Origin of the sequence: Mycolicibacterium gadium, assembly GCF_010728925.1 — a bacterium.
Taxonomy (GTDB): Bacteria; Actinomycetota; Actinomycetes; order Mycobacteriales; family Mycobacteriaceae; genus Mycobacterium; species Mycobacterium gadium.
In genome coordinates this window covers 3,492,635-3,518,419 of record NZ_AP022608.1, presented here as the reverse complement: position 1 = coordinate 3,518,419, position 25,785 = coordinate 3,492,635, and the positions used below count along the sequence as shown (strand labels likewise).

Genomic DNA, 25,785 nt, shown 5'->3' with positions numbered 1-25,785 from the left:
TTGGTGTCCTCTCTTCAAGCGCCCGCGAGGTCAGCTGTCGGGTTCGGGCTGGAGAGGTTGCCCGGCCGGCGGCGTCGAGACGACGCCGGCTTCACCCCAAGGAGCCGAAATCTGCTCCAGGTCCTTCCGTTTCGGTGGACCGGTGGGTCCCCCGCCTCCGTCCAAAGTTGTTCGTTGTTGACTGGGTCCCGACTGGACGGAGCTCGGCGCGATCGGGGCACAGCAGGTCACCCGATTGAGGTCGAGGGACTTGGGAGTTGACGGTAATGGGTATGCCCGTGAGCGTCATCTTTTGCAGATAACGGCGTTTTCGCCTTGGGCAAATCCTAAAGAAGCTCTAAACCCGCAGGAGATTTTGGCGTTCTTGCAGGTGCTTCGGGCGCTCCACCTGTCCGTAGCCAGTCTGTGATCATTTCGTTATGTGATGTAAATCACCATCATCCGCCGGCGAAGGGCGGAAGAACGTCGATCGTCACGGCGTTCGTCAACGTCGCGTCGGCGTCGCGCACGGCCACGCCGTCGCGCAGAAACGAGCAGCGCATCAACACTTTCGCGAGATTCTGGTCGCGCGCGCCGAGTTGCGCGACCAACTCGGCGAGCGTCGTGCGCGGACGAAGCCGGATCGTCTCCACTTCGTTACCCGCGGCGGCCCTCGCGGCGGCGAAGAACCGAACGGTCACCTCGATATCGGTGGACCTCGTGGTCCTGGAAGTAGAGGTCACGCCTACCCGCCGATTGCGCTCATCGGACGATCCGGCTGGACGAAGCCAGGGTCATTGATTCCGTGCCCGGCAGCCTTGGTCCACATCGCGGCGCGCCAGGCGGCTGCCAGGCTGTCGTCGTCGACGCCGCTCCGCATCAGGTGACGCAGATCCGTCTCCTGTCGCGCGAACAGGCAGTTGCGCACCTGGCCGTCAGCGGTCAGGCGGGTGCGGTCGCACGCCGAGCAGAACGCCTGCGATACCGAGGCGATGATGCCCACCAAGCCCCGGTCACCGTCGACCCGCCACAGTTCTGCGGGCGCCGAACCTCGCGGCTCAGTGTTCGGCGTGAGATCGAAATGGCGGCGCAACGCGACGAGGATGTCATCCGCAGTCAGGGCCCTGCCGCGCTGCCACTGATGGTCCGCGTCGAGCGGCATCTGCTCGATGATGCGCAGTTGGTATCCGTGGTCGATACAGAACCGCAGCAGTTGCACGGCGTCGTCCAGACCCGTCTCCGGGTCGAGCACGGCGTTCACCTTGACCGGATCGAGCCCGGCGGCCTTTGCCGCCTCGAGGCCTTCCAGAACGTCGCTTAACCGGTCGCGGCGGGTGATCCGGCTGAACCGCGCGGCGTCCACGGTGTCCAGGGACACGTTGATCCGGTCCAGCCCGGCGTCCCTCAGCTTCGCTGCGCGCCGGGCAAGCCCAATGCCGTTGGTGGTCAACGTGATCTCGGGCCGCGGGCGTAGTGCGGCGGTGGCCGCGACGATGTCATCCAGATTCTTGGCGACCAACGGCTCGCCGCCGGTGAAGCGCACGCTGGTGATGCCGAGCCGCGTCACGGCGATGCCTAGCAGCCGGATCAGCTCCGCCGGTGCCAGCAACTGTTCGCCGGGCAGCCAGTCCAGCCCATCGGCGGGCATGCAGTAGGTGCAGCGCAGGTTGCACCGGTCGGTCAGCGACACGCGCAGGTCGGTGGCGATCCGCCCGAAGGTGTCGACGAGTGGACCGTCGGTGGGCGCGGGATCGGCCGGGCCCAGCGAGGGCACACCGAGGTCGACAACCGTCATGCGGCGGTTCCGATCGGCCGGTTCGTCCCGCCGTTGAGGCTGTCGACCGGGACAATCTCCTTGCCCAGTGGCAGCAACGAGACCGGGATCATCTTGAGGTTGGCCAGCGCCAGCGGAATGCCGATGATGGTGATCGCCATGGCGGCCGCGCTGACGAGATGGCCGATGGCCAGCCAGATGCCGAACAGGATGACCCAGATGATGTTCCCGATCAGCGCACCCGGACGCGTCCCCGGCATGTCGACGACGGTTCGGCCGAACGGCCACAGCGCATAGGACGCAATGCGCAACGACGCGAAGCCGAACGGGATCGTGATGATGAGGATGAAGCAGATCAACGCTGCCAGCAGATAGCCCAACGCCAGCCAGAGACCGCCGAAGACCAACCATATGACGTTCAGGATCAGGCGCATCTTTTCCCTCCAGCGGTCATTCCAGCCTACCGAGTAAAGGGGGTGAGGGCGGTTCGAGGTCCGAGTAGGATCACCCGAGACGCGTCCCTGCGCACGGGACGCTTTCCTTTTGTTGGGCTCTTCAGAAGACAAGCAGGTGAGACCAGTGCCGACCGGCCGGGTTAAGTGGTACGACGCCGAAAAAGGCTTCGGCTTTCTGTCGCAGGAGGAAGGCGAGGACGTCTACGTCCGCTCGTCCGCGCTGCCGTCCGGCGTCGAGGGGCTAAAGGCGGGACAAAAGGTCGAGTTCGGGATGGCCGCCGGCCGTCGCGGCCCGCAGGCGCTGAGCGTGAAGATCATCGACTCGCCGCCGAGCCTGACGCGCACCCGTCGTGAGGCGGCCGCCGCCGAGCACAAGCACACACCGGACGAGCTGCACGGCATGGTCGAAGACATGATCACGCTGCTCGAGGGCGCGGTTCAGCCCGAGCTGCGCAAGGGTCGTTACCCCGATCGCAAGGTCGCGCGGCGGGTGTCCGAAGTGGTGCGCGCGGTCGCAAGCGAGCTCGACGCCTGACACGTCGCCGCCCAGCGGTTCGGGCATGCTGGAGACATGAGCTATGTCGCCAGCGGTGGCGATTTCAACCGCGACACGAATTACATCACCACGCGAATCACTGCCGACGGTCGCGACGGGTATCCCGTCGAGGCCGGCCGGTACCGACTGGTCGTCGCGCGGGCCTGCCCGTGGGCCAACCGCACGATCATCGTGCGGCGGCTGCTGGGGCTCGAAGACAGTCTCTCCATTGGCTTTTGCGGCCCCACCCACGACGAGGACAGCTGGACGTTCGACCTGGACCCCGGCGGCGTCGACCCGGTGCTGAAGATTCCGCGCCTCAAGGACGCCTTCCTCAAGCGGTTCCCCGACTACGCGAAGGGCATCACGGTGCCCTCGATCGTCGACGTGCCGACGGGGGAGGTGGTGACCAACGACTTCGCTCAGATAACGCTGGACTTCTCGACCGAGTGGACGAAGTTCCACCGCGAGGGCGCGCCGCAGTTGTATCCAGAACACCTGCGCGACGAGATCGACGAGGTCGCCAAGCGCATCTACACCGAGGTGAACAACGGCGTGTACCGGTGCGGATTCGCCGGCTCCCAGGACGCCTACGACAACGCCTACGACCGGCTGTTCACCGCGCTGGACTGGCTTTCCGAGCGGCTGGAGAATCAGCGATATCTGGTCGGCGACACCATCACTGAGGCCGATGTCCGGCTCTTCACGACACTGGCCCGCTTCGACCCCGTCTACCACGGCCACTTCAAGTGCAACCGCAACAAGCTCTCCGAGTTGCCGGTGTTGTGGGCCTACGCCCGCGACCTTTTCCAGACCCCCGGCTTCGGCGACACCACCGATTTCGTGCAGATCAAGCAGCACTACTACATCGTGCACAAAGACATCAACCCGACGCAGGTCGTGCCGAAAGGCCCGGAACTGTCCAACTGGTTGACCCCGCATGGCCGGGAAGCATTGGGCGGCAGGCCGTTTGGCGATGGCACTCCGCCGGGGCCGACGCGCGATGGCGAGCGTGTGCCCGCCGGTCATTCAGCGGGCTGAGGCCAGACGGTTCGCACCGACCACTCCGCATGCCATGCCGGCAACTCGTTGCCGTCCTGGTCGACGACGATCGTGGGCAGCTGCACGACGAAGCCCGTGAGCTTTCCACGATGCGGGTCGACGGTCGGGATGGTGACCGCAAGCGTGCTGCCCGGCGTGAACTCCTCGAGCACGTCGGAGCCCTCGTACGTGCGGCCGAGCAGCCAGGGTGCGTCCGAGATCGCCGGCGGCACGGACAGTTGCACGGGGTGCCGCCCGTCGACAGCGAGTTCGCCTATCGTTTGCGGGGTTTCGCAGTCGTTGAGGTTCACCACGTCGCAATAGCTGTACGGCCCGACCCGTACGAGCTGTCCGTCGGTGTAGGCACTGATCTCCGGGTGCTTGGGCGGAGGGTGCTGAGCCAGCCGCCAGATCAACACACCCGTGGCCGCGGACGCGATGACGACCACGACCGCCAGGACGGCGAGAACGCGTTTCACTCCGGCGCCACCGCAGCATTGTCCGGGCGCCGTCCGCCCTCCTGCTCGGCCAGGACCGGACGGTTACCGCCGAGGCCGGGGATCAGCGAGTCGCCGCGATAGCTCACCACCGTCTGCGCGAGGCCCAGGATCAGGACCGCGCTGACGCCGGTGAAGCCGACCCACAATTGGGTGTAGATCAGCACGCCGATCGCGCCGCCGGCGACCCAGGCCAACTGCAACAACGACTCTGAACGACCGAAGGCGGACGCTCGGGATCGTTCGGGGAGGTCGTCCTGCAACGACGCGTCGAGCGACGCCTTCGCGATCGCGCTCGCGCCCGAAGTGATCAGCGTGCCGATCGCAGCCACCAGCAGATTGCCTGCGATTGCGGTCGCCAGCGCGCTCGCGGTGACCGCGATGGTGCAGCGCACGACCATCTGTGCCGGGTGGCCGAGCTTCATCCGCGCGCTGGCCAGGTTGCCGATGAAGTTTCCGATAGCGGCTGCCGCACCGATCATGCCGAGGATGCGCAGCTGTTCCCAACCGCTGGCGTCGTGCGATTTCGCGTAAAAGGCCGGGTAGAGGAAGAGGAAGCCCACCATCACCTTGATGGTGCAGTTACCCCACAGCGCAGTGATCGTGTTGCGGCCCAACGGTTGTCGTGCCGGGGCCGAGTTGTACGGTGCTGGCTCGCGGCGCAGCTCACCGGTGCGACCGTGATAGCTCAGCGTCGCGGGCACTTCCCCCTCGGTCACCTCGACCCACTTGGGGATTCGCATCGACAATGCGGCGCCCGCCACCGAGACTGCGACGACGACGTACAGCGCGCCGGGCAATTCCAGTACGCGGAAGAGATACTGGGCTGCCGCGGCAACCGCGCCGCCGACCATCGTTCCACCGAGCAAGCCGAACATCGTCAGCCGAGAATTCACCCGGACCAGGTCGATGGTCGGCGGTAGCACCCGCGGAGTCACCGCGCTGCGCAACACGCTGAATGACTTGGACAGCACCATCATTCCCAATGCACACGGGTAGAGCACCCACGGCGGGAAGCTGCCGGTGGCACCGTCGAAGTTGGCGATCAACACCACCACAAGCGCGGTGCGCAGGATGAACGACGTCGCGAGTGCGAGCCGGCGGCCGTGCTGCAGCCGATCCAGGGCGGGGCCGATCAGGGGAGCGATGACTGCGAACGGCGCGATCGTGATGAGCAGGTACAGCGCCACCTTGCCCTTGCTCTCGCCGGACGCCGCTGCGAAGAACAACGTGTCGGCCAGTGCGACGGCCATCGCCGCGTCGACCGCGAAGTTGGCGACCACCGGCCACGTGAGTGCAGTCAGCCCGGACTTGTCGGCGCCGTCGGCCGTGGCGGCGCGGTGCACCAGGCCGTACATCTTGGAGCCCATCTCGCGGCTGCGCTGGGCGGCGGCTCTGGTCACCGTGATCCGTTCGCCCGCCCCGGCGCCGACGGACCCGTGCGGGGGGCCGGATGCGCGTGATCGTGCCGACTCATCGAGCGGTGGCAGCCATCGATTGGCGCTCGGCGTGGGATTCGGCCGCGCCCGGCGTTGGCCGCCGACGCCGGGATTGCTGGGGTAATTGGCCATCCCCGGGTGTTCCCGGCCGCCGGCGGGCGGGCGGGGCGGGTAATAACCGGGCGGGTTGGGCGGGAGACCGCCGGACTCACGCGAACCCGCCCGATCCCTGTCCTCACGACGCGGTCCGGTCACAGAAAAGATTGTCCCCCATAGAGGCGACAGCGCACGTGCGGCCGACCGGTGTGGCTACTTGCCGGCGGCTACGGCAAAATCAGTACCGATGGACAGCGTGACGGAATCCGCCGAGAACGGCGTGGCCTCCTCTGGCGGGGATGCTGTGCCCCGGCCTGACCTGGAGACGGTGCTGCTGGGCTCCGTCGACGACGCGCGTGCCGCGATCGTCGAGTTCAGCGGTGAGGACACCGTCGGGGAGTATCTCGGTGCCGGTTTCGACGATCCGACCGCGGCTACCCACAGGTTCCTCGCCGACATGCCTGGATATCGCGGCTGGCAGTGGGCCGTCGTCGTGGCAGCGTGCCCGGGCGCCGATCACGCCACCATCAGTGAGGTCGTGCTGGTGCCCGGTCCTACAGCGCTGCTCGCACCGAAGTGGGTGCCCTGGAACGAGCGCGTCAAGCCCGGCGACCTCCGCCCCGGCGATCTGCTCGCTCCCTCAGCCGACGACCCGCGGCTCGTACCCGGCTTCATGTCCAGCGGGGACCCCGAGGTCGACGAGGTGGCCGCGGAAGTGGGCTTCGGCCGTAGGCAGGTGCTCGGCCCGTGGGGCCGCGCCGACGCCGCGCAGCGCTGGCACGACGGCGATTACGGGCCCGGTTCCGCGATGGCACGGTCGACGCGCCGCGTGTGCCGCGACTGCGGGTTCTATCTCCCGGTGTCGGGATCGCTCGGGTTGATGTTCGGAGTGTGCGCCAACGAGATGTCCGCCGACGGCCACGTGGTCGACGCTGAGTACGGCTGCGGTGCTCATTCGGATACGCCTCAGCCGCCGGGCAGCGGTACGCCGCTCTTCGATCCCTACGACGACGGCGTCCTGGACCTCACGGAACCGGCCGACTAGCTGTACTGCCCAGGCAGGTTGGTTGAGGAATTGTGACGACACGCTGTAGCGGTCGTTGATAGGTGAAGGCCTCCCGTCGTGGAGTGGAGCTGCTACCACTTCACCGCAACGATCAGGAGGCCTTCGTGGTCCACGCTAATGCTGTTTTGACTCCTCGCGGGCGTCTAATGCTGGCCCGTCGTGTCGTCGAGGAGGGCTGGCCCATCGTGCGGGCCGCTGAGCACTTCCACGTGTCATGGCGTACCGCGCAGCGGTGGGCATCGCGCTATGCGGCGATGGGTGCTGCCGGGATGACTGATCGATCCAGCCGGCCGCATCACTGCCCCAATCGGACACCGGCGCCGGTGGTGCGCCGCATTGTGGAGTTGCGGTGGCGGCATCGTCTCTCACCCATGGCGATCGCTTCGCGGCTGTCGATGCCGGCTTCGACCGTGCACGCGGTGCTGGTGCGGTGTCGGCTGAACCGGTTGTCTCACATCGATATCCGTACCGGCGAGCCGATCCGCCGCTACGAGCACGGCCACCCCGGCGCGATGCTGCATGTCGATGTCAAGAAACTGGGCAACATCCCCGACGGCGGGGGTTGGCGGTTCGTCGGTCGAGCACGCGGCAAACGCAATCGCCATGGGACTTCTGAGGTCCGGCGCAATCACCGCTACCAACCGATCCTCGGGCATGCCTACGTGCACACGGTGATCGATGATCATTCCCGGGTCGCCTACGCCGAGATCCACGACGACGAAACCGCTCAGACCGCGATCGGGGTGCTGCGCCGGGCGGTGGGATGGTTTGGTACCCGCGGCGTCCATGTCGAGCAGGTGCTGTCGGACAACGGAGCCTGCTACAAGTCCTACGCATGGCGCGACGCCTGCGCGGACCTGCACATCGCGCACAAACGCACCCGCGCCTACCGTCCCCAGACCAACGGCAAAATAGAGCGCTTCCACCGCACCATGGCCGCCGAATGGGCCTTCGCCCGGCACTACCCCAACGAACGCACCCGCCGCTCAGCCCTATCGGCCTGGCTACATACCTACAATCACCACCGGCAACACTCGGCAATCGGCAAGGTCCCACCCATCACCCGGTTGACCAACCTGCCTGGGCAGTACAACTAGCGCTCGGCCGCGGCCTTGATCCGCGACAGCGACTCGTTCATTCCTTCGACGAGTTCGCGCTCGAAGTTGGGCACGCCACCCATCAATGCGTTCACCGTCGCGTTGGACAACGCTTTCACGCCGTTTTCCGCGTGCCGCGTTTCGATCAGCCGGGTTCCGGTCTCGGTGGGCTCGAGCTCGTAGCTCCAGATGGTCCCGTTCTCGTTCACCCGGAAGGCCAGCTTCTTGTCGGGTATGAACTCGGTGATGCGGCTGGTGGTCGGCCACATGAGGTACTTGCGCCGGTTGAGGTTGATCGTCCGGCTGCCTTGACGCGGTGGACCGCCGAGAGTCTTCATCAGCCGGCACTGCGGGCTCCACTGCGGCATCTTGCTCAGATCGGAAACCAGCGACCAGACCTTCGTCACCGGAGCGTTGATTTCAACTTGAGCTTGCAACAGCGGCTCTGCCATCGCTACCTCCTTGGGTGTCAGACGAATTCAGTCGAGTCCGCTCTGCGCGCCGCGCGACCCGCGGCGCACCGCCCGACGCTGCCACAGAAAGATCGATGTGCCAAGCACGCCGACGCCGAGTCCGGCGATCGCGAATGGCCGACAGCCGTGCAGTGCGGGCACCGTGAAGGCCAACAACGTGGCGATCAGCCAGCCCGTCGTGATCACAGCGATCACCGGCCACTGCTTCAGCAGGACAGGCGGCAGGGCAGGTGGTTGCGGGGTCATCGATTGAAACCTAACCCATAACCTTTCTTTTCTTCAGCACTGCTATGTACTCTTTGCCTCGTGAAAGAACCCGACGGTCGCTTGGCGAGCGATCTGTCGCTCGCGGTCATTCGCCTGGCCCGCCAATTGCGCTTCCGACGACCGGATTCGCATGTATCGCTCTCTCAGCTGTCGGCGCTATCGACCCTCGCCAAGGAGGGTCCGATGACGCCGGGCGTGTTAGCCGAGAAGGAACGCGTGCGTCCACCTTCGATGACTCGGGTGATCGGATCGCTGTGCGAACTAGGCCTCGTCGCGCGGATGGCGCATCCCGACGACCGACGCCAGGTCCTGGTGTCGGTGTCCCCGGCGGGTGTCGAGTTGATCGAGGCCGAGCGCCGCGCGAGCCAGGAGTGGCTGTCGCAGCGGCTGGCCAAACTCGATCCCGCACAACGTGAGGCACTCCTGACCGCTGCTGACCTGATGTCGGCGATGGTCGACGAAAGCGCGTGAGCGGTATTGGGCGGGCACGAGCGTAGCGAGCGGGATTGTCCGAAGTAATCGACGTCTTCGACCCCGCAGATCCGCGGCTGGACGACTTTCGCGATCTCAACAGCGTGGACCGCAGACCTGACCTGCCGACCGGCAAAGGCCTGGTCATCGCCGAGGGTGTGCTGGTCGCGCAGCGCATGCTCGTATCACGGTTCACGCCGCGGGCCCTGCTTGGCACGGACCGGCGCCTGGCAGAACTGGCCGCCGACCTGGACGGCGTCGCGGCGCCCTACTACCGCGTGAGCGCCGACGTGATGGCCGACGTGGTGGGTTTTCATCTCAACCGCGGAGTGTTGGCGTCGGCGTCGCGCCCACCCGAGCTGACGGTGTCGCAGGTGATCGAGACCGCTAGGACCATCGCCGTTCTCGAGGGCGTCAACGATCACGAGAACCTCGGATCGATCTTCCGCAATGCCGCCGGCCTCGACGTCGACGCGATCGTGTTTGGCACGGGATGCGCGGATCCTCTGTACCGACGTGCCGTCCGGGTGTCGATGGGACATGCCCTGCTGGTGCCCTACGCATGGGCGGATGATTGGCCGGAGGATCTGGAGATGTTGCGGGACAGCGGCTTTCGCCTGCTCGCGATGACACCCGATCCATCTGCTGGCACACTGTCTGACGCGATGACCGATATGGCCGATCATCGCGTAGCGGTGCTAGTCGGTGCGGAGGGACCGGGGTTGTCCGAACGCGCGATGCGGGCCAGTGACGTGAGGGTGCGCATCGCGATGTCGCGCGGCACCGACTCGCTCAACGTGGCCACCGCCGCGGCCTTGGCCTTCTACGAACGGGTTAGATTGAACCGGTGACCGACGATTCGACTCCGTGGGCGATGGGCCTGACGGTGTCCGCATTCGTCGCCGCGGTCGTTGGTGCCGCCATCGTCGTGCTGAGCGTGGGGCTGACAAGGGTGCACCCGATGTTGGCCGTCGGCCTCAATCTGGTCGCCGTCGGCGGCCTGACGCCGACTGTGTGGGAATGGCGTAAGCGACCCGTCTGGCGCTGGTTCGTTCTGGGCGCCGCCGTCGGGGTGGCCTGCGCATGGGTCACCGCCATCGCTATCGCCCTTGCGGGATAACGGGATTCACCTGTTCGAATCCCGGCTCAGCCGGCGTCGATCAGCGCCTCAGCCAGCCAAGCGTCAGCGCTGGCCGCTGGACCGCACGCCAAGCAGCACGTCCTCCCACGCGGGCACTGCCGGCTTGCCCTTGCGTGCGCGTGGCTTCGGCGCGGCAGGCGGTGTCGGCTCCGGTTCTGGCTCGGACTCCGGCCTGAGGTCCAGCTCAGGTTCGGCGACCGGCTCCGGCTCGTCCTCCAGCTCGAAGTGTGGCACCGCAGCGACCGGCCGCAATGGACGCGCGAAGTTCGGGTCGATGAGTTCGGATGCCGAGTCGTCGGCCGCAGTCACCGTGCCGCCGTGTGCGCCCGGGGTGAACCGGAAATGCGCGACGTTGTCGGACAGGCCCGCTTTCCATGCCATCTGGACGGTCCAGCGTCCGTCTTCGTTGCGCCAGGCGTCCCAGTTGGTGGCCTCGGCGCCCAGACCGCGGGCGATCAGGGACGTCGTCACCGTCTCCAACAGCGTCAGCACCGAGGGGCCGTCGGCCAGCACCGGGTGCGCCGCCGTCGCCAGCTCGGCCGCTCTCGACCGCTCCAGCAGGACCGGATGAGCAAATCGCTCGACGCGGCTCAAATCGACGCCGGAGGCCGCGGCGACCTGCTCGACGGAAGCACCTGCGCGGATCTTGGCCTGAATCTCTTTGGGACGCAGCACGCTTGGACCCTCGTCGTTGGTTTGAGAAGTTTCCCGGGATGGCGTGGAACCGGTCTTGTCGCCGCGCGCGGCGGCCCGCAACCGGTCATCGGGGACCAGCAGGAACTTCTCGCCGGAGTCGTCGGCCTCGCAGATGATTTGTCTGCCGTCGACGTCGAGTCCAACGACTTTGAGTTTGCGCATGTCGACCTCCTCCGGGCGGCTACGATGCCCGATCACGCGACCCTACTGCGTTATCCGCCTGTTACCAGGTAGACACGCGGGCAGGTCAGAGGCGTTCGACGACCCAATCGATGCACGCGGTCAACGCGCTCACGTCGTCCGGGTCGACGGCCGGGAACATGCCGACGCGCAGCTGGTTGCGACCGAGTTTGCGGTAGGGCTCGGTATCGACGATTCCGTTGGCTCGAAGTGCCTTCGCGATCGCGGCGGCATCGATCTCCTCGGCGAAATCGACGGTGCCGACCACCTGCGACCGCAGCTCGGGGTCGGCGACGAACGGCGTGGCCACCTTCGACGCCTCGGCCCAGCTGTACAGCCGCTGCGACGAGTCGGCGGTGCGCTTGACCGCCCAGTCCAGGCCGCCGTTGCCCAGCATCCATTCAAGCTGATCGGCGAACATGATCAGCGTGCCGATCGCCGGGGTGTTGTAGGTCTGGTTCTTGAGGCTGTTCTCGATCGCGATCGGGAGCGACAGGAACTCGGGCACCCAGCGGTCCGCCGCCGCGATGGCTTCCACGCGGGCGAGCGCGGCGGGGGAGAGGATCGCGATCCAAAGGCCGCCGTCGCTGGCGAAGTTCTTCTGCGGTGCGAAGTAGTAGGCGTCGGCGTCGGCGATGTCGACGGGCAGGCCACCGGCCGCCGAGGTGGCGTCGATGGCGATCAACGCGCCATCCGAGCCTTCTGGTCGCTGCACGGGAACCGCTACGCCCGTTGATGTTTCGTTGTGCGCCCAACCGATGAGATCCACCGACGGATCCGATTGTGGTTTGGGTGCGCTGCCTGCATCGGCCTTGACGACGACTGGGTCGCCGACGAACGGATTCTTGGCCACCGCCGAGGCGAACTTGCTGCTGAATTCGCCGTAGGTCAGGTGCAGTGAGCGCTTGTCGATCAATCCGAATGCGGCCGCGTCCCAGAACGCGGTGGTGCCGCCGTTGCCGAGGATGACCTCGTAGCCGTCGGGTACCGAGAAGAGTTGACGCAGCCCGTCACGCACACGGCCGACGAGGTTCTTGACAGGCGCCTGCCGGTGTGAAGTCCCGAATACGTCGCCCGCGGCGGCGAGGGCTTGCAGTTGTTCGGGGCGCACCTTGGACGGTCCACAGCCGAAGCGGCCGTCGCGAGGTTTGAGGTCGGCGGGAATCGTGAGGTCGGCCATGGGGACAAGAGTAGTGACCCCCGCTGCGCGCCTTCGGCGGGGAGGTCAAGCAGAAAATGTTGGAAAAGTGGGTAAAGAACACACGATGGAACCATTTTGTATCCATAATGTGATCTGTCGGGGACTGAGCCCATTGGGGGGCACGTGATCAGTCATGGGAACGTTACGGCCCTCATGCCGATGTGTGCAGCGGCGATGATGGCGTTGGGTGCGATAGCCGCTGCGGCGCCGACGCAGGCTTCCGGAGACGAGGGCGGCGCGGTGCTCAACGAGATCAACGCGACGCGCGCGGCCAACGGATGTGGTCCGGTGGCGCCCAATCCGCAGCTGACGGCGTCGGCCGCGCGCCATGCCAACGACATGCTCAGGTCCGGAGTGCAGGCCCACACCGGTTCGGACGGCTCCTCTGTCGTCCAGCGCGTCACGGACGCCGGCTATACGTCGTTCGAGGATCTCGGCGAAATCGTGTTCTGGGCCAATGGCCCCGGCGGTTCACCTGCTGCCGCGGTGAATTGGTGGATGAACAGTCCGGGGCACCGCGCGGTCATCACCGACTGTGGCATGACCGATGCGGGATTCTCGGCCGTCAGAAGCGGCAGCATGTTGACCGTGGCTGGCGACTTCGCGAAGAGGTAGCCGTCGCTAGTTCGTCAGGATTCGAGCCCCGTCGGGGGTGACGGCAACGGTGTGCTCGCTGTGGGCGGCCCGGGCGCCCGACAGACTTCGGAGCGTCCACCCGTCGGGGTCGTGCCGGTATTCGTCGGTGCCGTCGCCGATCAACATGGGCTCGATCGCGATGACCAAACCGGGACGCAACTTCATTCCCTTGCCAGGCCGGCCTTCGTTGGGTACGTCCGGGTCCTCGTGCATGGTGCGGCCGATGCCGTGCCCGCCGTGGTCGGCGAGCAGACCGAAGCCCCTCTCATGCACCGTCGTCGAGATCGCATGGCCGACGTCTCCGAGCCTGTTGCCCGGCCGCACCGCCGCGATGCCCGCCGCGAGCGCCGCGTCGGCGGCCTCGATCAGCGCGGCATCCCCGTCGCGCGGGGTTCCGACGATGAAGCTGCGCGCCGCATCCCCGGTCCAGCCGTGCAGGGTGGCGCCGAAGTCGACCGACACCAGATCGCCGTCGGCGAGTACGTACTCATTGGGGATGCCATGCACAACGGCGTCGTTGACGCTGACGCACAGCACGCCGGGAAACGGGGTCGGCGCCCACCGCGGGTGGTAGTTCAGGAACGGTGACGACGCGCCGTGCCGCGTCAAGACCTCAGCGGCGATGCGGTCCAGGTCCAAGGCGGTCATCCCCGGCTTCGCCCGCTCGATGACCGCGCTCAGCGCCTCGGCGACGACGGCGCCCGCGTCGGCCATCAACTCGATTTCGTCTCGGGTCTTCAGCTCAACCATGTGTGGCCTCCGTCACAAAAGTAGGTTCCGGGCCCGGTGTGCCACATGCCGGAAAGGGGTATTCACGGTATGCGATACCTGCGGTACCGTGTTTGACAATCAAGGCTCGTAGACCTCACCGAGGAGGTGTCGAATGGCAGTCAAGGAAGCCCGAACACGCACGGTCCGGCGCTGGCGGCGCAATATGGATGTCACCGATGACACCGCATACGTCGACATGCTCACCACATTGTCCGAGGGGTCGGTGCGACGCAACTTCAATCCGTACACCGACATCGACTGGGACTCGCCGGAGTTCAAGGTCGTCGAGGATGACGAGCGCTGGATCCTGCCGGCGACCGACCCGATAGGGAAGCACCCCTGGTATCAGTCGCAGCCAAAAGAGCGCCAGATCGAGATCGGCATGTGGCGGCAGGCCAACGTCGCGAAGGTCGGTCTGCACTTCGAGTCCATTCTGATCCGCGGGCTCATGGAGTACGCCTTCTGGACGCCCAACGGCTCGCCGGAGTACCGGTACTGCCTGCATGAGGCGGTCGAAGAGTGCAACCACACGATGATGTTCCAGGAGATGGTCAACCGCATCGGTGCCGATGTGCCCGGTATGCCGCGCTTGCTGAAATGGATTCAGCCGGTCATCCCGCTCGTCGCGGGGCCGCTGCCGATCCCCTTCTGGTTCGGCATTCTGGCCGGCGAGGAGCCCATCGACCACACCCAGAAAAACGTGCTGCGCGAGGGCAAGACGCTGCATCCGATCATGGAGCGCGTGATGGCCATCCACGTGGCCGAAGAAGCGCGGCACATCTCGTTCGCGCACGAATACCTGCGCAAGCGAGTTCCTGACCTGCCGCGGCGGAAGCGGTTCTGGTTGTCGCTCTATGTTCCGGTCGTGATGCGCGTGCTGTGCTCGGCGATCATCGTGCCGCCGCGGGCGTTCTGGAAGGAATTCAATATCCCGCGGTCAGTTCGCAAGGAGATCTTCTTCAAGTCACCCGAGTCGCGGCAGATGCTGCGCGACATGTTCGGCGACGTCCGGATGCTTGCCCACGACACCGGGCTGATAAACCCGCTCGCGAAACTGATCTGGCGGATGTGTCGGATCAGCGGCCGGCCGAGCCGGTATCGGAGCGAGCCTGCCCGCCAGCATCTGGTGTCGGCTGCGTAGGACACCCATGCCTCATGTGATAACCCAGTCGTGTTGCAGCGACGGGTCCTGTGTCTACGCCTGTCCGGTGAACTGCATCCACCCGTCACCGGACGAGCCGGGCTTCGCCACCGCCGAGATGCTCTACATCGACCCGGTCGCGTGCGTCGATTGCGGCGCGTGTGTCTCGGCGTGCCCGGTCGGAGCGATCGCACCCGACACCCGGCTCGAACCCGAGCAGCTGCCGTTCATCGAGTTGAACGCGTCGTTCTATCCCAAACCCGAGGGCAAGCTGCCGCCGACGTCCAAGCTGGCGCCGGTGCTCGAGGCGCCGTTGGTCCGGCCACGCTCCGGTGGACCGTTGACGGTCGCGATCGTCGGCTCGGGACCGGCGGCCATGTACGCCGCCGACGAACTGCTGACGCAGCGCGGTGTGCGGGTCAACGTCTTCGAGCGGCTGCCGACCCCGTACGGGCTCGTGGTGCCGGGGTGGCCCCCGACCATCAGAGCACCAAACGGGTGACGTCGCTCTTCGACAAGGTGACGAAGCTGCCCGGCTTCACGTTCTATCTGAACGTCGACGTGGGATCGGATGTCACGCACGCCGATCTGCTGGCTCACCATCACGCGGTGCTCTACGCCGTCGGTGCGCCGAACGATCGCCGCCTCGACATCGCCGGCATGGGACTGCCCGGCACGGGGACCGCGACCGAGATGGTTGCGTGGATCAACGGCCACCCTGAATTCACCGATTTACCAGTCGATTTGAACCACGAGCGGGTGGTCGTCGTCGGCAACGGCAACGTGGCGTTCGACGTCGCCCGCATTCTGACCACCGACCCCGATGTGCTGGCGCGCACGGACATCTCCGACCACGCGCTGGCCGCGTTGAGGGGTTCGAAGGTCAACGAGGTCGTAGTCGCCGCCCGCCGGGGTCCGGTGCACTCGGCCTTCACGCTTCCGGAACTGATCGGGCTGACCTCGGTGTGTGATGTGGTGCTGGACAGCGCCGATCATGATCGGGTCATCAGTGACCTCGCGACGGTCACAGATCCGTTGACGCGCAACAAGCTCGAGGTCCTGTCGAAGCTCGGGGATGCGTCGGCACCGGCGACGCGACCGCGGATCCGACTGGCCTATCAGTTGACGCCGGTACGCATCGTCGGTGAGCACCGAGCGACGGGTGTCGAGTTCGCGGTGACGGGCACCGACGAGGTCCACCGCATCGAGGCCGGTCTGGTGTTGACGTCGATCGGTTACCGCGGCAAGGCGATTCGCGACATTCCGTTCGATGACGACGCTGCGGTGGTGCCCAATGACGGCGGCCGGGTCATCGATCCGGCGTCGGGTGAGGCGGTGCGCGGCAGCTATGTGGCGGGCTGGATCAAGCGCGGCTCCACCGGCTTCATCGGTACCAACAAATCGTGCGCCGGCGAGACGGTGCACAACCTGGTCGCCGACTACAACGCGGGGATGCTCGCGGATCCGGCCGGCAAGCCGGCCGCGCTGGACAAGCTCGTGCGAAGCAGGCGGCCAGACGTGATCGGCGCTGCGGGGTGGAAGGCCATCGACGACGCGGAGATCGCGCGCGGCGGCGAGCATCGACCCCGCGACAAGTTCACGACGATTGCCGAGATGCTCGCCGCGGCGGCCGAGGCACCCGCGCCGTCGATGCGCGAGCGCGTGCTCGCCGGCCTGCGCCGCTAGGTCCGTTACTGGCTCTGCTTCATCGCCTCTTCGATCTCCTCCATGCTGACCTCGCGCACCGGCTGGCCCATCGACCAGAGGTGGCCGAACGGATCGCGCACGACGCCGTACCGGTCACCCCAGAACGCGTCCTCCAGCGGGTGCACCACAGTCGCTCCCGCGTCAACGGCCTTGGCGAACTTGGTGTCGACATCGGTGACCGTCAGATGGATGGTCACCGGGCTGCCGCCGAGCGTCTTGGGGGTCGTCGACTTGCCCTCGGTCATCTCAGGGAAATCGTCGTTGAGCATGACCGTGGAACCGTTGATGTTCAATGCGGCGTGAACGAGCTTGCCGTCGGGCCCGGGAACTCGGCCGTACTCCTCGGCGCCGAAGGCCTTGACGTAGAAGTCGATGGCCGCCGCAGCATCGTCGACGACGAGGTGGGGGGATACGGCGGGCTGGACGTCGATTGCCATGAGCAGTCTCCTAGAGAGTTGAATTTCCCGTGCGGGCAACGAGTACGACTCGGCCAGCGAGCCAAACTCATCGCGCCGGTCCCCATGCAAGCACCGGGCACCGACAAGTGCTTCTGGCAACATAGCGGCGTGCCCGGCCAGGAAGTCGCGACGAAGTCGAGGGTCGCGGTGCTCGATCCCCTCGTCGTGGGGGTGTTCGGCGCCGCGCTCAGCATCGCCGGCGCCGGTCGGCCATCCTTCTGGTACGACGAGGCGGCGACGATCTCGGCGTCGTACAGTCGCTCGCTGGGTCAGCTGTGGCACATGATGGGCAACGTCGACGCCGTCCACGGCCTGTATTACGTGCTCATGCACGGCTGGTTCACGATCTTCGGACCGACGGAGTTCTGGTCGCGCGTGCCCAGCGCACTGGCCGTCGGCGGTGCTGCGGCGGGCGTCGTGGTGCTGGGCAGACAGTTCTCGACGCGCACTGTCGCACTGAGCGCCGGTGTCCTGTGCGCGATCCTGCCGCGCGCGACGTGGGCCGGCATCGAGGCGCGGCCGTACGCGCTGACGATGCTGGCCGCCGCGTGGTCGACTGTTCTGCTGGTGCACGGTGTGCGCCGCAACAACGACTGGATCTGGCTCTGCTACGCGGCGGCCATGACGGCATCGATTCTGCTCGACGTTTACCTCGCGCTGATGTTCCTGGCACACGCCGTCTTCCTGTGCTTTCATCGTCCGGCCCGGACCGTCGTCGTACGGTTCGCCGTCGCCATGGTGTGCACATGTCTGGCGGTGGCGCCGTTCGTGCGGCTGGCCGTCGGTCAAGCGCACCAGATCATCTGGATCTCACCGGTGGGCCGCCGGACCGTCGAAGACGTGGCCGTTCAGCAGTACTTCGAGAGAAGCCCGTTGTTCCTGATCGTCTCCTGCTGCGTCGTCCTCGGAGCGATCATCTTGTGGCGCTTCACATCTGCGGAACTTTCCGGGCCGGATCGCCAGTTGTTGGCCGTCGCGATCGCGTGGCTGGTGGTCCCTACCGTGTTGATCCTCGGGTGGTCGGCCCTGGTCCATCCGATCTACACGCCGCGGTATCTGTGCTTCACCGCACCGGCGATGGCACTCGCACTGGGGGTGTGCGTCGGCGCGTTGGCGGTCCGGCCATGGGCAGTCGCCGTCGTGCTGGTCGTCTTCGCTGCTGCGGCGGCGCCCAATTACCTTCTGGTGCAACGCAGTCCGTATGCGAAATACGGAATGGACTACAGCCAGGTCGCCGACCTCATCGAAGCGAAGTCCAAGGGCGAGCCGGGTGAGTGCCTGCTGGTGAACGACACCGTGACCTTCATGCCCGCGCCGATGCGCCCCCTGCTCGCGGCTCGGCCCGATGCCTACGACAACGTCGTCGACATCAGCCTGTGGCAGACGGCGGTCGAGCGCGACGACGTCTTCGACACCAACCTCATACCTGAGGCGTCGGTAGGTCCCCTGAACGTCTGCCGCGTCCTGTGGATCATCACGCAGGCCGATCCGGAACGGCCTGCCCACGAACAGCATCCGGCGATGGATCCGGGCCCGCTATTCGGCGGCACCCCGGCCTTCGCCGTAACCCGTGAAACCGGCTACCGGCTGTTGGAGCGCTGGCAGTTCAACCTGATTCAGGTCATCAAAGCGGAGCGATGAGTTACCAGACGCGGAGGTAGTCGACGAGCATGGTCGCCGGGAACACACCGGCGGCCGGGTTGCCGCCACCGGGCCCACCGACCGCGAGGGTGAACATCGGCTGCATCCAGTAGCCGGGAATGCTGAAGGGCCACCGGAGGTCACCGGGCCGGCCCGACACGGGAATCGGGTTGGGCGGCACATGGAAGTACGGTTCGGCGCCATCGACGTAATCCCGCCAGAACGTGAAACCGTCCTCGCCCCAGTGCATTCGCCACGTGTGCCAGGCGTTGTCGACCATGCCGGGGATCGACTTGCCCTCCCAGGTCTTGCCGTTGGACGCGGCGTGCACCGTGGTGCCGGGCGGCCACTGGTTGTTGCCGTACCACTCGAAGACGTCGACCTCACCGTCGGGCAGCGGATCCTCGTTGACGGCCCAGAACGCCGGCCAGCAGCCGGGGGTCAGGCAGTCGAGCTTGATCCGCGCTTCCCACGTCTGGTTGATCATGCCGCGCCAGATGCCGCGCAACTTGGCGCCGTAGTAGGTGCCCATCTCGTTGGTGGCCATCATCACCAGGTTGGAGTTTCCGTCCTGGAAGATGTTGCGGCGGTCGTCGCGATAGATGCCCTCAACCGGCGGGAAGACCTCGTCCTGCCAGGTTTGGATCAACCACTTGGACGGATCGGGGGCCGATCCGGCCGGCCCGTCGAACTCGTCGTGGAAGATGTAGGTTCCCGGGTCGGCTGTCGGCGGCTGCGTCGGCAGCGGCGCCCGATTCAGCGGGCCGGCCTGGGCTTGGGCGAGGGGAATCGTGGCTGCCATGAAGCCAAGACCCGCCATCATCGTCATCATGTTGCGGCGATCCATCTGAGGCACCCGCCCACCCTAGAAGGAAGTTCACAGGTTTAGGTTCATTTCCGGGTCGCTCGTGTTGTATGTAATCTTTGCCGGCTCACACCACGGAGAATGACGGCGGCAACGCGGAGCGACCCGTCAGCGCCAGTAGCAGCGACTCTCCTCGGCCGGTTGCAATGGCCGTGCGCGTCGCGACGTCGAGGGCCTCGGCGATTACGTCCTCGGGCACCTGGAACAAAATGTCGACCGCCCTGGCGATGTCGACCCCGTGGACAGCCAGTTCGAACACCCGGGTCGGCAGGTACGTGCGCAGTCGAATTCCCAGGCCGCCAATGATCTTGATCAATGGATCGCCGTCGATCTCTGTGAGCGCGTCAAGCACTTCTGAGACCAACGCGTCGACGGCGGCCGCCGGATCCGCGCCGAGATCCCGGCCCGCCTGTCTGCCGCGCTCGGCGACATCGGCGGGATCGATACCCAGCGCGGACGGTGTCACCCGCACGTAGTACTCGTGCGGAGTCGCGATGTCCTCACGGTCCGCGGCGGTTTGCAGGTAGCTGAGCACGGTGGTCAGCGAGCGCGACGTGTGGCCCACCAGCGCGCGGACGTCCCAGTCACCCAGTCCGGGTTGGCCCCACGCGCCGGCCGGAATGTCGCGCACCAGCGCGGCGAAGCTCGTCGCCGCCGCACGATACGTTTCGATTGTCACGACCGGGCGACTTGGTCCCAACCCTCGACGGACTCCGGGCTGCGCGGGCCCGGGCCGACGTAGATCGCGGCCGGGCGCACCAGCTTGCCGAGCCGCATCTGCTCGAGGATGTGCGCACACCAGCCGGCGGTGCGACCGCAGGTGAACATCGCGGGCATCATCTGGGTCGGTACCTGGGCGAAGTCCAGGATCACCGCCGCCCAGAATTCGACGTTGGTCTCGATCGCGCGGTCGGGACGGCGTTCGCGTAGCTCGGCGAGCGCGGCCTGCTCCAGCGCGGACGCCACCTCGAAGCGGGGCGCCCCCAACCGCTTGGCGGTGGCCCGCAGCACCCGCGCCCGCGGGTCCTCGGCGCGGTAGACGCGGTGGCCGAACCCCATCAGCTTTTCCTTGCGGTCGAGGATGCCCTTGACGACCGCGCGCGCATCGTCGGTCTTCTCGACCTCCTCGATCATCGGCAGCACGCGGGCCGGCGCACCGCCGTGCAGCGGTCCGCTCATCGCGCCGATGGCTCCGGACAGTGCGGCCGCGACGTCGGCACCGGTCGAGGCGATCACGCGGGCGGTAAACGTGGACGCGTTCATGCCGTGCTCGGCGGCCGACACCCAGTAGGCGTCGATCGCCTCGACGTGCTTGGGGTCGGGCTCACCCTGCCAGCGGGTCATGAATCGTGCTGTCACGGTGGAACATTCGTCGACGACCCGCTGCGGAACCGCGGGTCGATAGATGCCGCGTGCGGACTGCGCGACGTAGGACAGTGCCATCACTGACGCGCGGGCCAGTTGGTCGCGCGCGGTTTGTTCGTCGATGTCGAGCAGCGGCGCATACCCCCAGATCGGGGCGAGCATCGCGAGGCCGGCCTGGACGTCGACGCGCACGTCGCCGCTGTGAATCGGCAGCGGGAACGGTTCGGCGGGCGGCAGGCCACGGCCGAACTTGCCGTCGACCAGCAGCGCCCACACATCGCCGAAGGTGACGTGCTGGCTGACCAGATCGTCGATGTCCACGCCGCGATAGCGCAGCGCGCCGCCATCCTTGTCGGGTTCGGCGATCTCGGTGGTGAAGGCGACCACGCCCTCGAGTCCGGGTACGAAATCCTCAGGAACCGTCGACACCGTAGTCATGGGCAAAATTCTCGCACCCGCCGCCGCGCCATTTACTACCGGTCGGTAATGGGTCGGCAAGCGGCGCAGGCGTAGCGTGAGCGCGTGGCACCTCGCGACGACGATCATCTGGCGAGAATGCGGGTCGAGTACGGCTCGGTGGAGAAGGACGGCAGCGGCGACCTCGACGCGGACTGGCTCGCTGACGGCTGGGTTGCGCTGCTGCACAAGTGGTTAGCCGACGCCGAACGCGCAGGGGTGGCCGAGCCCAACGCGATGGTGGTGGGCACCGTCGATGCGCGCGGACGCCCGTCCACCCGCTCAGTGCTCTGCAAGGGTGTCGACGCCGACGGCATCACGTTCTTCACCAACTACGACTCCGCCAAAGGTGATGACCTGGCCCGGACGCCGTACGCATCGGCGACGTTCCCCTGGTACCTGCTGGGCCGCCAGGTCCACGTCCGGGGACTGGTCACCAAGGTTTCCGCCGAACAGACCGCGGACTACTGGTCCAAGCGTCCGCGGGGTTCGCAGCTGGGCGCCTGGGCGTCGCACCAGTCCGCGCCGATCGCCTCGCGGGCCGCGCTACTGGAACAGTTGGCCGAGGCGACTCAGCGGTTCGCCAATCTCGACGAGGTGCCGGTACCGCCCAATTGGGGCGGGTACCTCATCTCTGCCGAGGTGGTGGAGTTCTGGCAAGGCCGGGAGAACAGGGTGCACAACAGGATTCGCGTCGTCACCGATGCCGAGCTGCCGATCACCATGCACAACAGCCGCATCGAGCGGTTACAGCCGTAGGTGCTCGGCCGGATTCCCGGTGGCGGGTGCCCGGCGATCCCAGCCGATGACAAAGTGTGACCTAGGGGGCCAATTGTCGGAGGGTGCCACTTTTCTCAGCGGCCTCTTACGTTGGCTGGCTAGCATCCGAGTTCGTGTCTGATCTCAGCGGGGAGGCAACCCTCGGGCTGCGGGAACGCAAGAAGCAACGCACCCGTGCCACCCTCATCGACGCTGCGGTCGACCTGTGCGAACGCCAAGGGTTCGATCGCACCACCGTCGACCAGATCGCCGCCGTGGCCGACGTCTCGCCGCGCACCTTCAGCCGGTACTTCGCCACCAAGGACGCCATCGCGCTGGCCCTCATCGACGAGGTGCTGGAACAGACGGCCGTCGAACTGGCCCGCCAACCGCACGACGTCAACCATTTCGAGGCGCTGCTGAACGCCTATCTCGCGATGGCCACTGCGGCGAAGATCGCACCGGCCGGCGAGCTGTCGGCGGACCGGGTGATGTGCATCGTGCGGATCATCTTGTCGTCGTCGGCCTTGCGGCAGTCCGCACTGGAGTACCGCGGAAACGCCATCGACGCGGAACTCGCCAGGCGGATGGGACTGGGCATCGGCGATCGCGCGCCACGGCTGGTCTCCGCGGTGTGGGGTTCGATGCTCATGACCGCGCTGACCGGTCTGGCCGCAGGCGGCCGAGACGGGACCCAGCTGACGATCGACGACGTGGCCGCCTATCTGGAAGACACATTCGCCGAGTTCACCAGGCTCATGACGGGCAATCGGCAGCCGGTCTGACCGTCTGGCGGGCCCCCCTCGGGCGGGATCGTTGGAATGGGACTACCTTTTGAGGGACAGACACGACATGTTCTCGATATTCCTTGCAACGTAGAAGGGATCCCCGTGGCCGAAAAAGACGAGCATGCCACGCTCAACTACCCCGGTGGCGAGCTTGAATTGGACGTCGTCAAGGCCACCGAGGGCTCCGACGGCATAGCCCTGGGTTCGCTGCTGGCCAAGACCGGCTACACCACGTACGACGACGGTTTCGTCAACACCGCGTCGACGAAGAGCGCCATCACCTATATCGACGGCGACGCCGGCATCCTGCGCTACCGCGGCTATCCCATCGAGCAGCTGGCGGAGAAGTCGAACTTCATCGAAGTCAGCTACCTACTGATCTACGGCGAGCTGCCGACCCCGGATCAGCTCGAGGCCTTCACCACCCAGATTCAGCGACACACCCTGCTGCACGAGGACCTCAAGCGGTTCTTCGACGGCTTCCCGCGAAACGCACACCCGATGCCGGTGCTGTCCAGCGCGGCGAATGCGCTAAGCGCTTACTACCAGGACTCGCTGGATCCGTTCGACGACGAGCAGGTCGAACTGTCGACGATCCGGTTGCTGGCCAAGATGCCGACGATCGCGGCGTACGCGTACAAGAAGTCGGTCGGCCAGCCGTTCCTCTACCCGGACAACTCGATGAGCCTCGTCGAGAACTTCCTGCGGATGACGTTCGGTCTGCCGGCCGAGCCCTACGAGGTCGACCCGGAACTGGTCCGCGCTCTCGACATGCTCTTCATCCTGCACGCCGACCACGAGCAGAACTGCTCGACGTCGACGGTGCGCCTGGTCGGCAGCTCGCAGGCCAACCTGTTCACCTCGATCTCCGGCGGCATCAACGCGCTCTGGGGTCCGCTGCACGGCGGTGCCAACCAGGCGGTGCTCGAGATGTTGGAGAAGATCCGCGTCGGCGAAAACGATGTGCAGACCTTCGTCAAGAAGGTCAAGAACAAGGAAGACGGCGTCAAGCTGATGGGCTTCGGCCACCGGGTCTACAAGAACTACGACCCGCGGGCGCGCATCGTCAAGGAGCAGGCCGACAAGATCCTGGGCAAGCTCGGTGGCGACGACGAGCTGCTGGACATCGCCAAGGAGCTCGAAGAGGTCGCGCTCACCGACGACTTCTTCATCGAGCGCAAGCTGTACCCGAATGTCGACTTCTACACAGGCGTGATCTACCGGGCGATGGGCTTCCCGACCCGCATGTTCACCGTGCTGTTCGCCCTGGGTCGGCTGCCCGGGTGGATCGCGCACTGGCGGGAGATGCACGACGAGGGTGGCGGCAAGATCGGCCGTCCGCGCCAGATCTACACCGGGTACACCGAGCGCGACTACGTCGACACCGGCTCCCGGTAAGCACACCCCCGCATCCGCCGAACGTGGGTTACCCGCACGCTTCGACCGGGCGGTTTCAAGCGGTAGATGCAACAGCGGGTGGTTTGGACGGGTTGGACAGTAGTTCGTCGAGGGCTTCGGCGGGTGTTTTCCAGCTCAAGGTTTCGCGGGGCCGGCGGTTGAGTTTGGTCGCGACGTAGTCGAGGTAATCGGCCGGAAAGACCGATAGGTCGGTGCCTTTGGCAAAGTATTGGCGCAGTAGGCCGTTGGTGTTCTCATTGGTGCCGCGCTGCCACGGGGAGTGCGGATCGCAGAAGTAAATATTGAGCTCGGCGGCTTGGGCGATCGCCGCATGGTTGGCCATCTCGCTGCCCTGATCCCAGGTCAGTGTTTTGCGCAGGATCAACGGCAGTTGCGCCATTTTCGCCACGATCGCTTCCTGCACGGCCACCGCGGTGTGATCGTCGGGCAGATGCAGCAACATCACAAACCGGGTCATCCGTTCGACCACGGTGCCAATCGCTGAACCCGAGGCAGTACTGCCCAGGATCAGATCGCCCTCCCAATGCCCGGGCACCGCGCGGTCTTCAGCCTCGGGTGGACGCTCACTGATGTTGACCATGTCGCGGATGCGACCACGGCGTTCATCGGGGCGGCGCTGGGGCTTACGCAACGCTCGCCCGGTGCGCAGACAGGTATGCAGTTCGCGACGCAGACTGCCTTTGCCCTGGACATAAATCGAGGTGTAGATGGTTTCGTGCGACACCCGCATCTCCACATCGTCGGGAAAATCCAGCACCAACCGCTTGGCGATCTGCTTGGGACTGTGCTCGTCGAGCAGCCGGGCCTGCACTTCATCGTGCAGCTTCTCGCTAACAGCCAGCTTGCCCGCTTTCGGGCGACGCGCCCGCCGATCAGAGTATGCCTGCGCCGTCAGCGCGCAGTAGCCCCCCGCGGCGCTGCGGTACTCTGGCGTGCCCCGAAGGCATGCTTTCGCCGATACCCTGAGTTGCGGTCCGGGTGATCGACGGTGTGTCGGCCGTTGTTGTCGATTTCGCGTTTGATTGTCGACGCCGGCCGAGGAGGTAACAGCCGGCTACCAATCGCACGCAGCGACTCATTGGTCGCCACGCCGATTTCGATCTGAATCCGATCCTGCAGCGTCATCCGCGGCTTCAGGCCCGATGAGCTGGGCACTACCGATCGTGGTTTCACCCCGCCAGCGTCGCGGAACCAGCGAAATCCCGTGCGCCTCGACACGCCGACAGCCCAGCTTGCCTCCTCGACAGTATGGCCATCACTGACATGCCTCCAGAACTGACGAACAACAGAGCTCAAAGTCAAAACAGACAACGCAACACGCCTCCACACGAATCAGAGACTGTTGCATCGACCCCTAGACCCCAAGCCGGC

27 protein-coding genes, 2 pseudogenes and 1 riboswitch are annotated in these 25,785 nt (G+C 66.1%); of the genes and pseudogenes, 14 read left to right on the top strand and 15 right to left on the bottom strand.

The genetic code is table 11. From position 1 onward, the window contains the following. Window positions 1-3: 3 nt before the first annotated feature. Window positions 4-184, bottom strand: a riboswitch (cyclic di-AMP (ydaO/yuaA leader). Between the two features lie 253 nt (window positions 185-437). The 3 genes from G6N36_RS17290 to G6N36_RS17280 are packed head-to-tail and all read right to left on the bottom strand — an operon-like array spanning window position 438 to window position 2,187. Next, on the bottom strand, window positions 438-722 hold the full coding sequence (locus tag G6N36_RS17290) for a MoaD/ThiS family protein (RefSeq protein ID WP_179964804.1): 285 nt from the start codon (window positions 720-722) through the stop codon (window positions 438-440). A 2-nt stretch (window positions 723-724) separates the two neighbouring features. Then, entirely contained in the window at window positions 725-1,774 is a 1,050-nt protein-coding gene (gene moaA / locus G6N36_RS17285; RefSeq protein WP_163688004.1) for a GTP 3',8-cyclase MoaA, read from the bottom strand. Further along, complete coding sequence (locus G6N36_RS17280) at window positions 1,771-2,187, bottom strand: YccF domain-containing protein (RefSeq protein WP_163688001.1); 417 nt, start codon at window positions 2,185-2,187, stop codon at window positions 1,771-1,773. The genes moaA and G6N36_RS17280 overlap by 4 nt, the downstream gene beginning before the upstream one ends. A 145-nt stretch (window positions 2,188-2,332) precedes the next feature. Here G6N36_RS17280 and G6N36_RS17275 point away from each other — a divergent pair, with 145 nt between their 5' ends. Both G6N36_RS17275 and G6N36_RS17270 read left to right on the top strand, forming a co-directional pair. After that, window positions 2,333-2,743 carry a cold-shock protein gene (locus G6N36_RS17275; protein WP_083127806.1) on the top strand — a complete coding sequence of 137 codons (411 nt, stop codon included), beginning with the start codon at window positions 2,333-2,335 and terminating at the stop codon, window positions 2,741-2,743. Window positions 2,744-2,779: 36 nt separating this feature from the next. Further along, window positions 2,780-3,784, top strand: coding sequence for a glutathione S-transferase family protein (locus tag G6N36_RS17270; RefSeq protein ID WP_163687998.1), 1,005 nt, complete (start codon window positions 2,780-2,782; stop codon window positions 3,782-3,784). Here G6N36_RS17270 and G6N36_RS17265 read toward each other — a convergent pair. Together G6N36_RS17265 and G6N36_RS17260 are read right to left on the bottom strand one after the other, a co-directional pair. After that, complete coding sequence (locus G6N36_RS17265; protein WP_163687996.1) at window positions 3,769-4,263, bottom strand: DUF2771 domain-containing protein; 495 nt, start codon at window positions 4,261-4,263, stop codon at window positions 3,769-3,771. The two genes, G6N36_RS17270 and G6N36_RS17265, sit on opposite strands and share 16 nt — an antisense overlap. Further along, entirely contained in the window at window positions 4,260-5,975 is a 1,716-nt protein-coding gene (locus G6N36_RS17260; protein ID WP_163687995.1) for an MFS transporter, read from the bottom strand. Before G6N36_RS17260 ends, G6N36_RS17265 begins: the two co-directional genes overlap by 4 nt. Before the next feature lie 88 nt (window positions 5,976-6,063). Here G6N36_RS17260 and G6N36_RS17255 point away from each other — a divergent pair, with 88 nt between their 5' ends. Next, on the top strand, window positions 6,064-6,861 hold the full coding sequence (locus G6N36_RS17255) for a DUF3027 domain-containing protein (RefSeq protein ID WP_163687993.1): 798 nt from the start codon (window positions 6,064-6,066) through the stop codon (window positions 6,859-6,861). 125 nt (window positions 6,862-6,986) lie between these two features. Next, window positions 6,987-7,979 carry an IS481 family transposase gene (locus tag G6N36_RS17250; RefSeq protein ID WP_163687991.1) on the top strand — a complete coding sequence of 331 codons (993 nt, stop codon included), beginning with the start codon at window positions 6,987-6,989 and terminating at the stop codon, window positions 7,977-7,979. Here the strand turns inward: G6N36_RS17250 and G6N36_RS17245 are convergent. Together G6N36_RS17245 and G6N36_RS17240 are read right to left on the bottom strand one after the other, a co-directional pair. Further along, window positions 7,976-8,431 (bottom strand): SRPBCC family protein, encoded by a 456-nt coding sequence (locus G6N36_RS17245; protein WP_163687989.1) that lies wholly within the window; start codon window positions 8,429-8,431, stop codon window positions 7,976-7,978. The genes G6N36_RS17250 and G6N36_RS17245 overlap by 4 nt on opposite strands. 27 nt (window positions 8,432-8,458) lie before the next feature. Next, window positions 8,459-8,698 carry a DUF2530 domain-containing protein gene (locus tag G6N36_RS17240; protein WP_163687987.1) on the bottom strand — a complete coding sequence of 80 codons (240 nt, stop codon included), beginning with the start codon at window positions 8,696-8,698 and terminating at the stop codon, window positions 8,459-8,461. 60 nt (window positions 8,699-8,758) lie between these two features. On the opposite strand from G6N36_RS17240, the gene G6N36_RS17235 reads away from it, so the two are divergent. From G6N36_RS17235 to G6N36_RS17225, 3 genes are read left to right on the top strand one after another with little or no spacing between them, the layout of a single operon-like run. Then, complete coding sequence (locus G6N36_RS17235; RefSeq protein WP_163687985.1) at window positions 8,759-9,190, top strand: Rv0880 family HTH-type transcriptional regulator; 432 nt, start codon at window positions 8,759-8,761, stop codon at window positions 9,188-9,190. A 35-nt stretch (window positions 9,191-9,225) separates the two neighbouring features. Continuing rightward, the gene (locus G6N36_RS17230) at window positions 9,226-10,041 is read left to right on the top strand and encodes a TrmH family RNA methyltransferase (protein WP_163687983.1); all 816 of its coding nucleotides are present in this window, start codon (window positions 9,226-9,228) and stop codon (window positions 10,039-10,041) included. Then, window positions 10,038-10,310, top strand: a complete 273-nt coding sequence (locus G6N36_RS17225) for a DUF2537 domain-containing protein (protein WP_163687980.1) — start codon at window positions 10,038-10,040, stop codon at window positions 10,308-10,310. The genes G6N36_RS17230 and G6N36_RS17225 overlap by 4 nt, the downstream gene beginning before the upstream one ends. A gap of 63 nt (window positions 10,311-10,373) precedes the next feature. On the opposite strand, the gene sepH is transcribed toward G6N36_RS17225, so the two are convergent. Both sepH and serC read right to left on the bottom strand, forming a co-directional pair. Further along, window positions 10,374-11,189, bottom strand: coding sequence for a septation protein SepH (gene sepH, locus G6N36_RS17220; protein WP_163687978.1), 816 nt, complete (start codon window positions 11,187-11,189; stop codon window positions 10,374-10,376). A gap of 85 nt (window positions 11,190-11,274) precedes the next feature. Continuing rightward, a complete protein-coding gene (serC, locus tag G6N36_RS17215) occupies window positions 11,275-12,387 on the bottom strand; it encodes a phosphoserine transaminase (protein WP_163687977.1) in 1,113 nt (370 codons plus the stop codon). 174 nt (window positions 12,388-12,561) lie between these two features. On the opposite strand from serC, the gene G6N36_RS17210 reads away from it, so the two are divergent. Continuing rightward, on the top strand, window positions 12,562-13,023 hold the full coding sequence (locus tag G6N36_RS17210) for a CAP domain-containing protein (protein WP_163687973.1): 462 nt from the start codon (window positions 12,562-12,564) through the stop codon (window positions 13,021-13,023). Window positions 13,024-13,029: 6 nt separating this feature from the next. Here the strand turns inward: G6N36_RS17210 and map are convergent, their stop codons facing one another. Beyond that, window positions 13,030-13,794 (bottom strand): type I methionyl aminopeptidase, encoded by a 765-nt coding sequence (gene map / locus G6N36_RS17205; RefSeq protein WP_163687969.1) that lies wholly within the window; start codon window positions 13,792-13,794, stop codon window positions 13,030-13,032. Between the two features lie 133 nt (window positions 13,795-13,927). Between map and G6N36_RS17200 the strand changes: the two genes are divergently transcribed. Together G6N36_RS17200 and G6N36_RS17195 are read left to right on the top strand one after the other, a co-directional pair. Continuing rightward, the gene (locus G6N36_RS17200; RefSeq protein ID WP_163687967.1) at window positions 13,928-14,956 is read left to right on the top strand and encodes an AurF N-oxygenase family protein; all 1,029 of its coding nucleotides are present in this window, start codon (window positions 13,928-13,930) and stop codon (window positions 14,954-14,956) included. 7 nt (window positions 14,957-14,963) lie between these two features. Then, window positions 14,964-16,642 (top strand): annotated as a pseudogene (locus G6N36_RS17195) (FAD-dependent oxidoreductase). A gap of 5 nt (window positions 16,643-16,647) precedes the next feature. On the opposite strand, the gene G6N36_RS17190 reads toward G6N36_RS17195, so the two are convergent. After that, complete coding sequence (locus G6N36_RS17190; RefSeq protein WP_163687964.1) at window positions 16,648-17,100, bottom strand: VOC family protein; 453 nt, start codon at window positions 17,098-17,100, stop codon at window positions 16,648-16,650. Between the two features lie 129 nt (window positions 17,101-17,229). Here G6N36_RS17190 and G6N36_RS17185 point away from each other — a divergent pair, with 129 nt between their 5' ends. Continuing rightward, window positions 17,230-18,762, top strand: coding sequence for a glycosyltransferase family 39 protein (locus tag G6N36_RS17185; RefSeq protein WP_372512348.1), 1,533 nt, complete (start codon window positions 17,230-17,232; stop codon window positions 18,760-18,762). Between the two features lies 1 nt (window position 18,763). Here the strand turns inward: G6N36_RS17185 and G6N36_RS17180 are convergent, their stop codons facing one another. From G6N36_RS17180 to G6N36_RS17170, 3 genes are all read right to left on the bottom strand, one after another. Continuing rightward, complete coding sequence (locus G6N36_RS17180; RefSeq protein WP_163690731.1) at window positions 18,764-19,609, bottom strand: glycoside hydrolase family 16 protein; 846 nt, start codon at window positions 19,607-19,609, stop codon at window positions 18,764-18,766. A gap of 85 nt (window positions 19,610-19,694) precedes the next feature. After that, a complete protein-coding gene (locus G6N36_RS17175) occupies window positions 19,695-20,300 on the bottom strand; it encodes a maleylpyruvate isomerase family mycothiol-dependent enzyme (protein WP_372512349.1) in 606 nt (201 codons plus the stop codon). 2 nt (window positions 20,301-20,302) lie between these two features. Then, a complete protein-coding gene (locus G6N36_RS17170) occupies window positions 20,303-21,421 on the bottom strand; it encodes a citrate synthase 2 (RefSeq protein WP_107529057.1) in 1,119 nt (372 codons plus the stop codon). Between the two features lie 126 nt (window positions 21,422-21,547). Here G6N36_RS17170 and pdxH point away from each other — a divergent pair, with 126 nt between their 5' ends. The 3 genes from pdxH (at window position 21,548) to G6N36_RS17155 (ending at window position 24,393) form a co-directional block, all read left to right on the top strand. After that, window positions 21,548-22,207, top strand: a complete 660-nt coding sequence (gene pdxH / locus G6N36_RS17165) for a pyridoxamine 5'-phosphate oxidase (RefSeq protein WP_276067872.1) — start codon at window positions 21,548-21,550, stop codon at window positions 22,205-22,207. A 134-nt stretch (window positions 22,208-22,341) separates the two neighbouring features. Next, the gene (locus G6N36_RS17160) at window positions 22,342-22,992 is read left to right on the top strand and encodes a TetR family transcriptional regulator (protein ID WP_163687954.1); all 651 of its coding nucleotides are present in this window, start codon (window positions 22,342-22,344) and stop codon (window positions 22,990-22,992) included. A gap of 105 nt (window positions 22,993-23,097) precedes the next feature. After that, window positions 23,098-24,393 carry a citrate synthase gene (locus tag G6N36_RS17155; RefSeq protein WP_083127825.1) on the top strand — a complete coding sequence of 432 codons (1,296 nt, stop codon included), beginning with the start codon at window positions 23,098-23,100 and terminating at the stop codon, window positions 24,391-24,393. A 55-nt stretch (window positions 24,394-24,448) separates the two neighbouring features. On the opposite strand, the pseudogene G6N36_RS17150 reads toward G6N36_RS17155, so the two are convergent. After that, window positions 24,449-25,539: pseudogene (locus tag G6N36_RS17150) on the bottom strand (IS30 family transposase). Window positions 25,540-25,785 lie beyond the last annotated feature (246 nt).

Coding starts and splice junctions, on each gene's coding strand:
- moaA (WP_163688004.1), bottom strand. CDS start 1,774: ATGACGGTTGTCGACCTCGGTGTGCCCTCGCTGGGCCCGGCCGATCCC.
- G6N36_RS17280 (WP_163688001.1), bottom strand. CDS start 2,187: ATGCGCCTGATCCTGAACGTCATATGGTTGGTCTTCGGCGGTCTCTGG.
- G6N36_RS17270 (WP_163687998.1), top strand. CDS start 2,780: ATGAGCTATGTCGCCAGCGGTGGCGATTTCAACCGCGACACGAATTAC.
- G6N36_RS17255 (WP_163687993.1), top strand. CDS start 6,064: ATGGACAGCGTGACGGAATCCGCCGAGAACGGCGTGGCCTCCTCTGGC.
- G6N36_RS17245 (WP_163687989.1), bottom strand. CDS start 8,431: ATGGCAGAGCCGCTGTTGCAAGCTCAAGTTGAAATCAACGCTCCGGTG.
- G6N36_RS17240 (WP_163687987.1), bottom strand. CDS start 8,698: ATGACCCCGCAACCACCTGCCCTGCCGCCTGTCCTGCTGAAGCAGTGG.
- sepH (WP_163687978.1), bottom strand. CDS start 11,189: ATGCGCAAACTCAAAGTCGTTGGACTCGACGTCGACGGCAGACAAATC.
- serC (WP_163687977.1), bottom strand. CDS start 12,387: ATGGCCGACCTCACGATTCCCGCCGACCTCAAACCTCGCGACGGCCGC.
- G6N36_RS17210 (WP_163687973.1), top strand. CDS start 12,562: ATGCCGATGTGTGCAGCGGCGATGATGGCGTTGGGTGCGATAGCCGCT.
- map (WP_163687969.1), bottom strand. CDS start 13,794: ATGGTTGAGCTGAAGACCCGAGACGAAATCGAGTTGATGGCCGACGCG.
- G6N36_RS17200 (WP_163687967.1), top strand. CDS start 13,928: ATGGCAGTCAAGGAAGCCCGAACACGCACGGTCCGGCGCTGGCGGCGC.
- G6N36_RS17190 (WP_163687964.1), bottom strand. CDS start 17,100: ATGGCAATCGACGTCCAGCCCGCCGTATCCCCCCACCTCGTCGTCGAC.
- G6N36_RS17180 (WP_163690731.1), bottom strand. CDS start 19,609: ATGGATCGCCGCAACATGATGACGATGATGGCGGGTCTTGGCTTCATG.
- pdxH (WP_276067872.1), top strand. CDS start 21,548: ATGCGGGTCGAGTACGGCTCGGTGGAGAAGGACGGCAGCGGCGACCTC.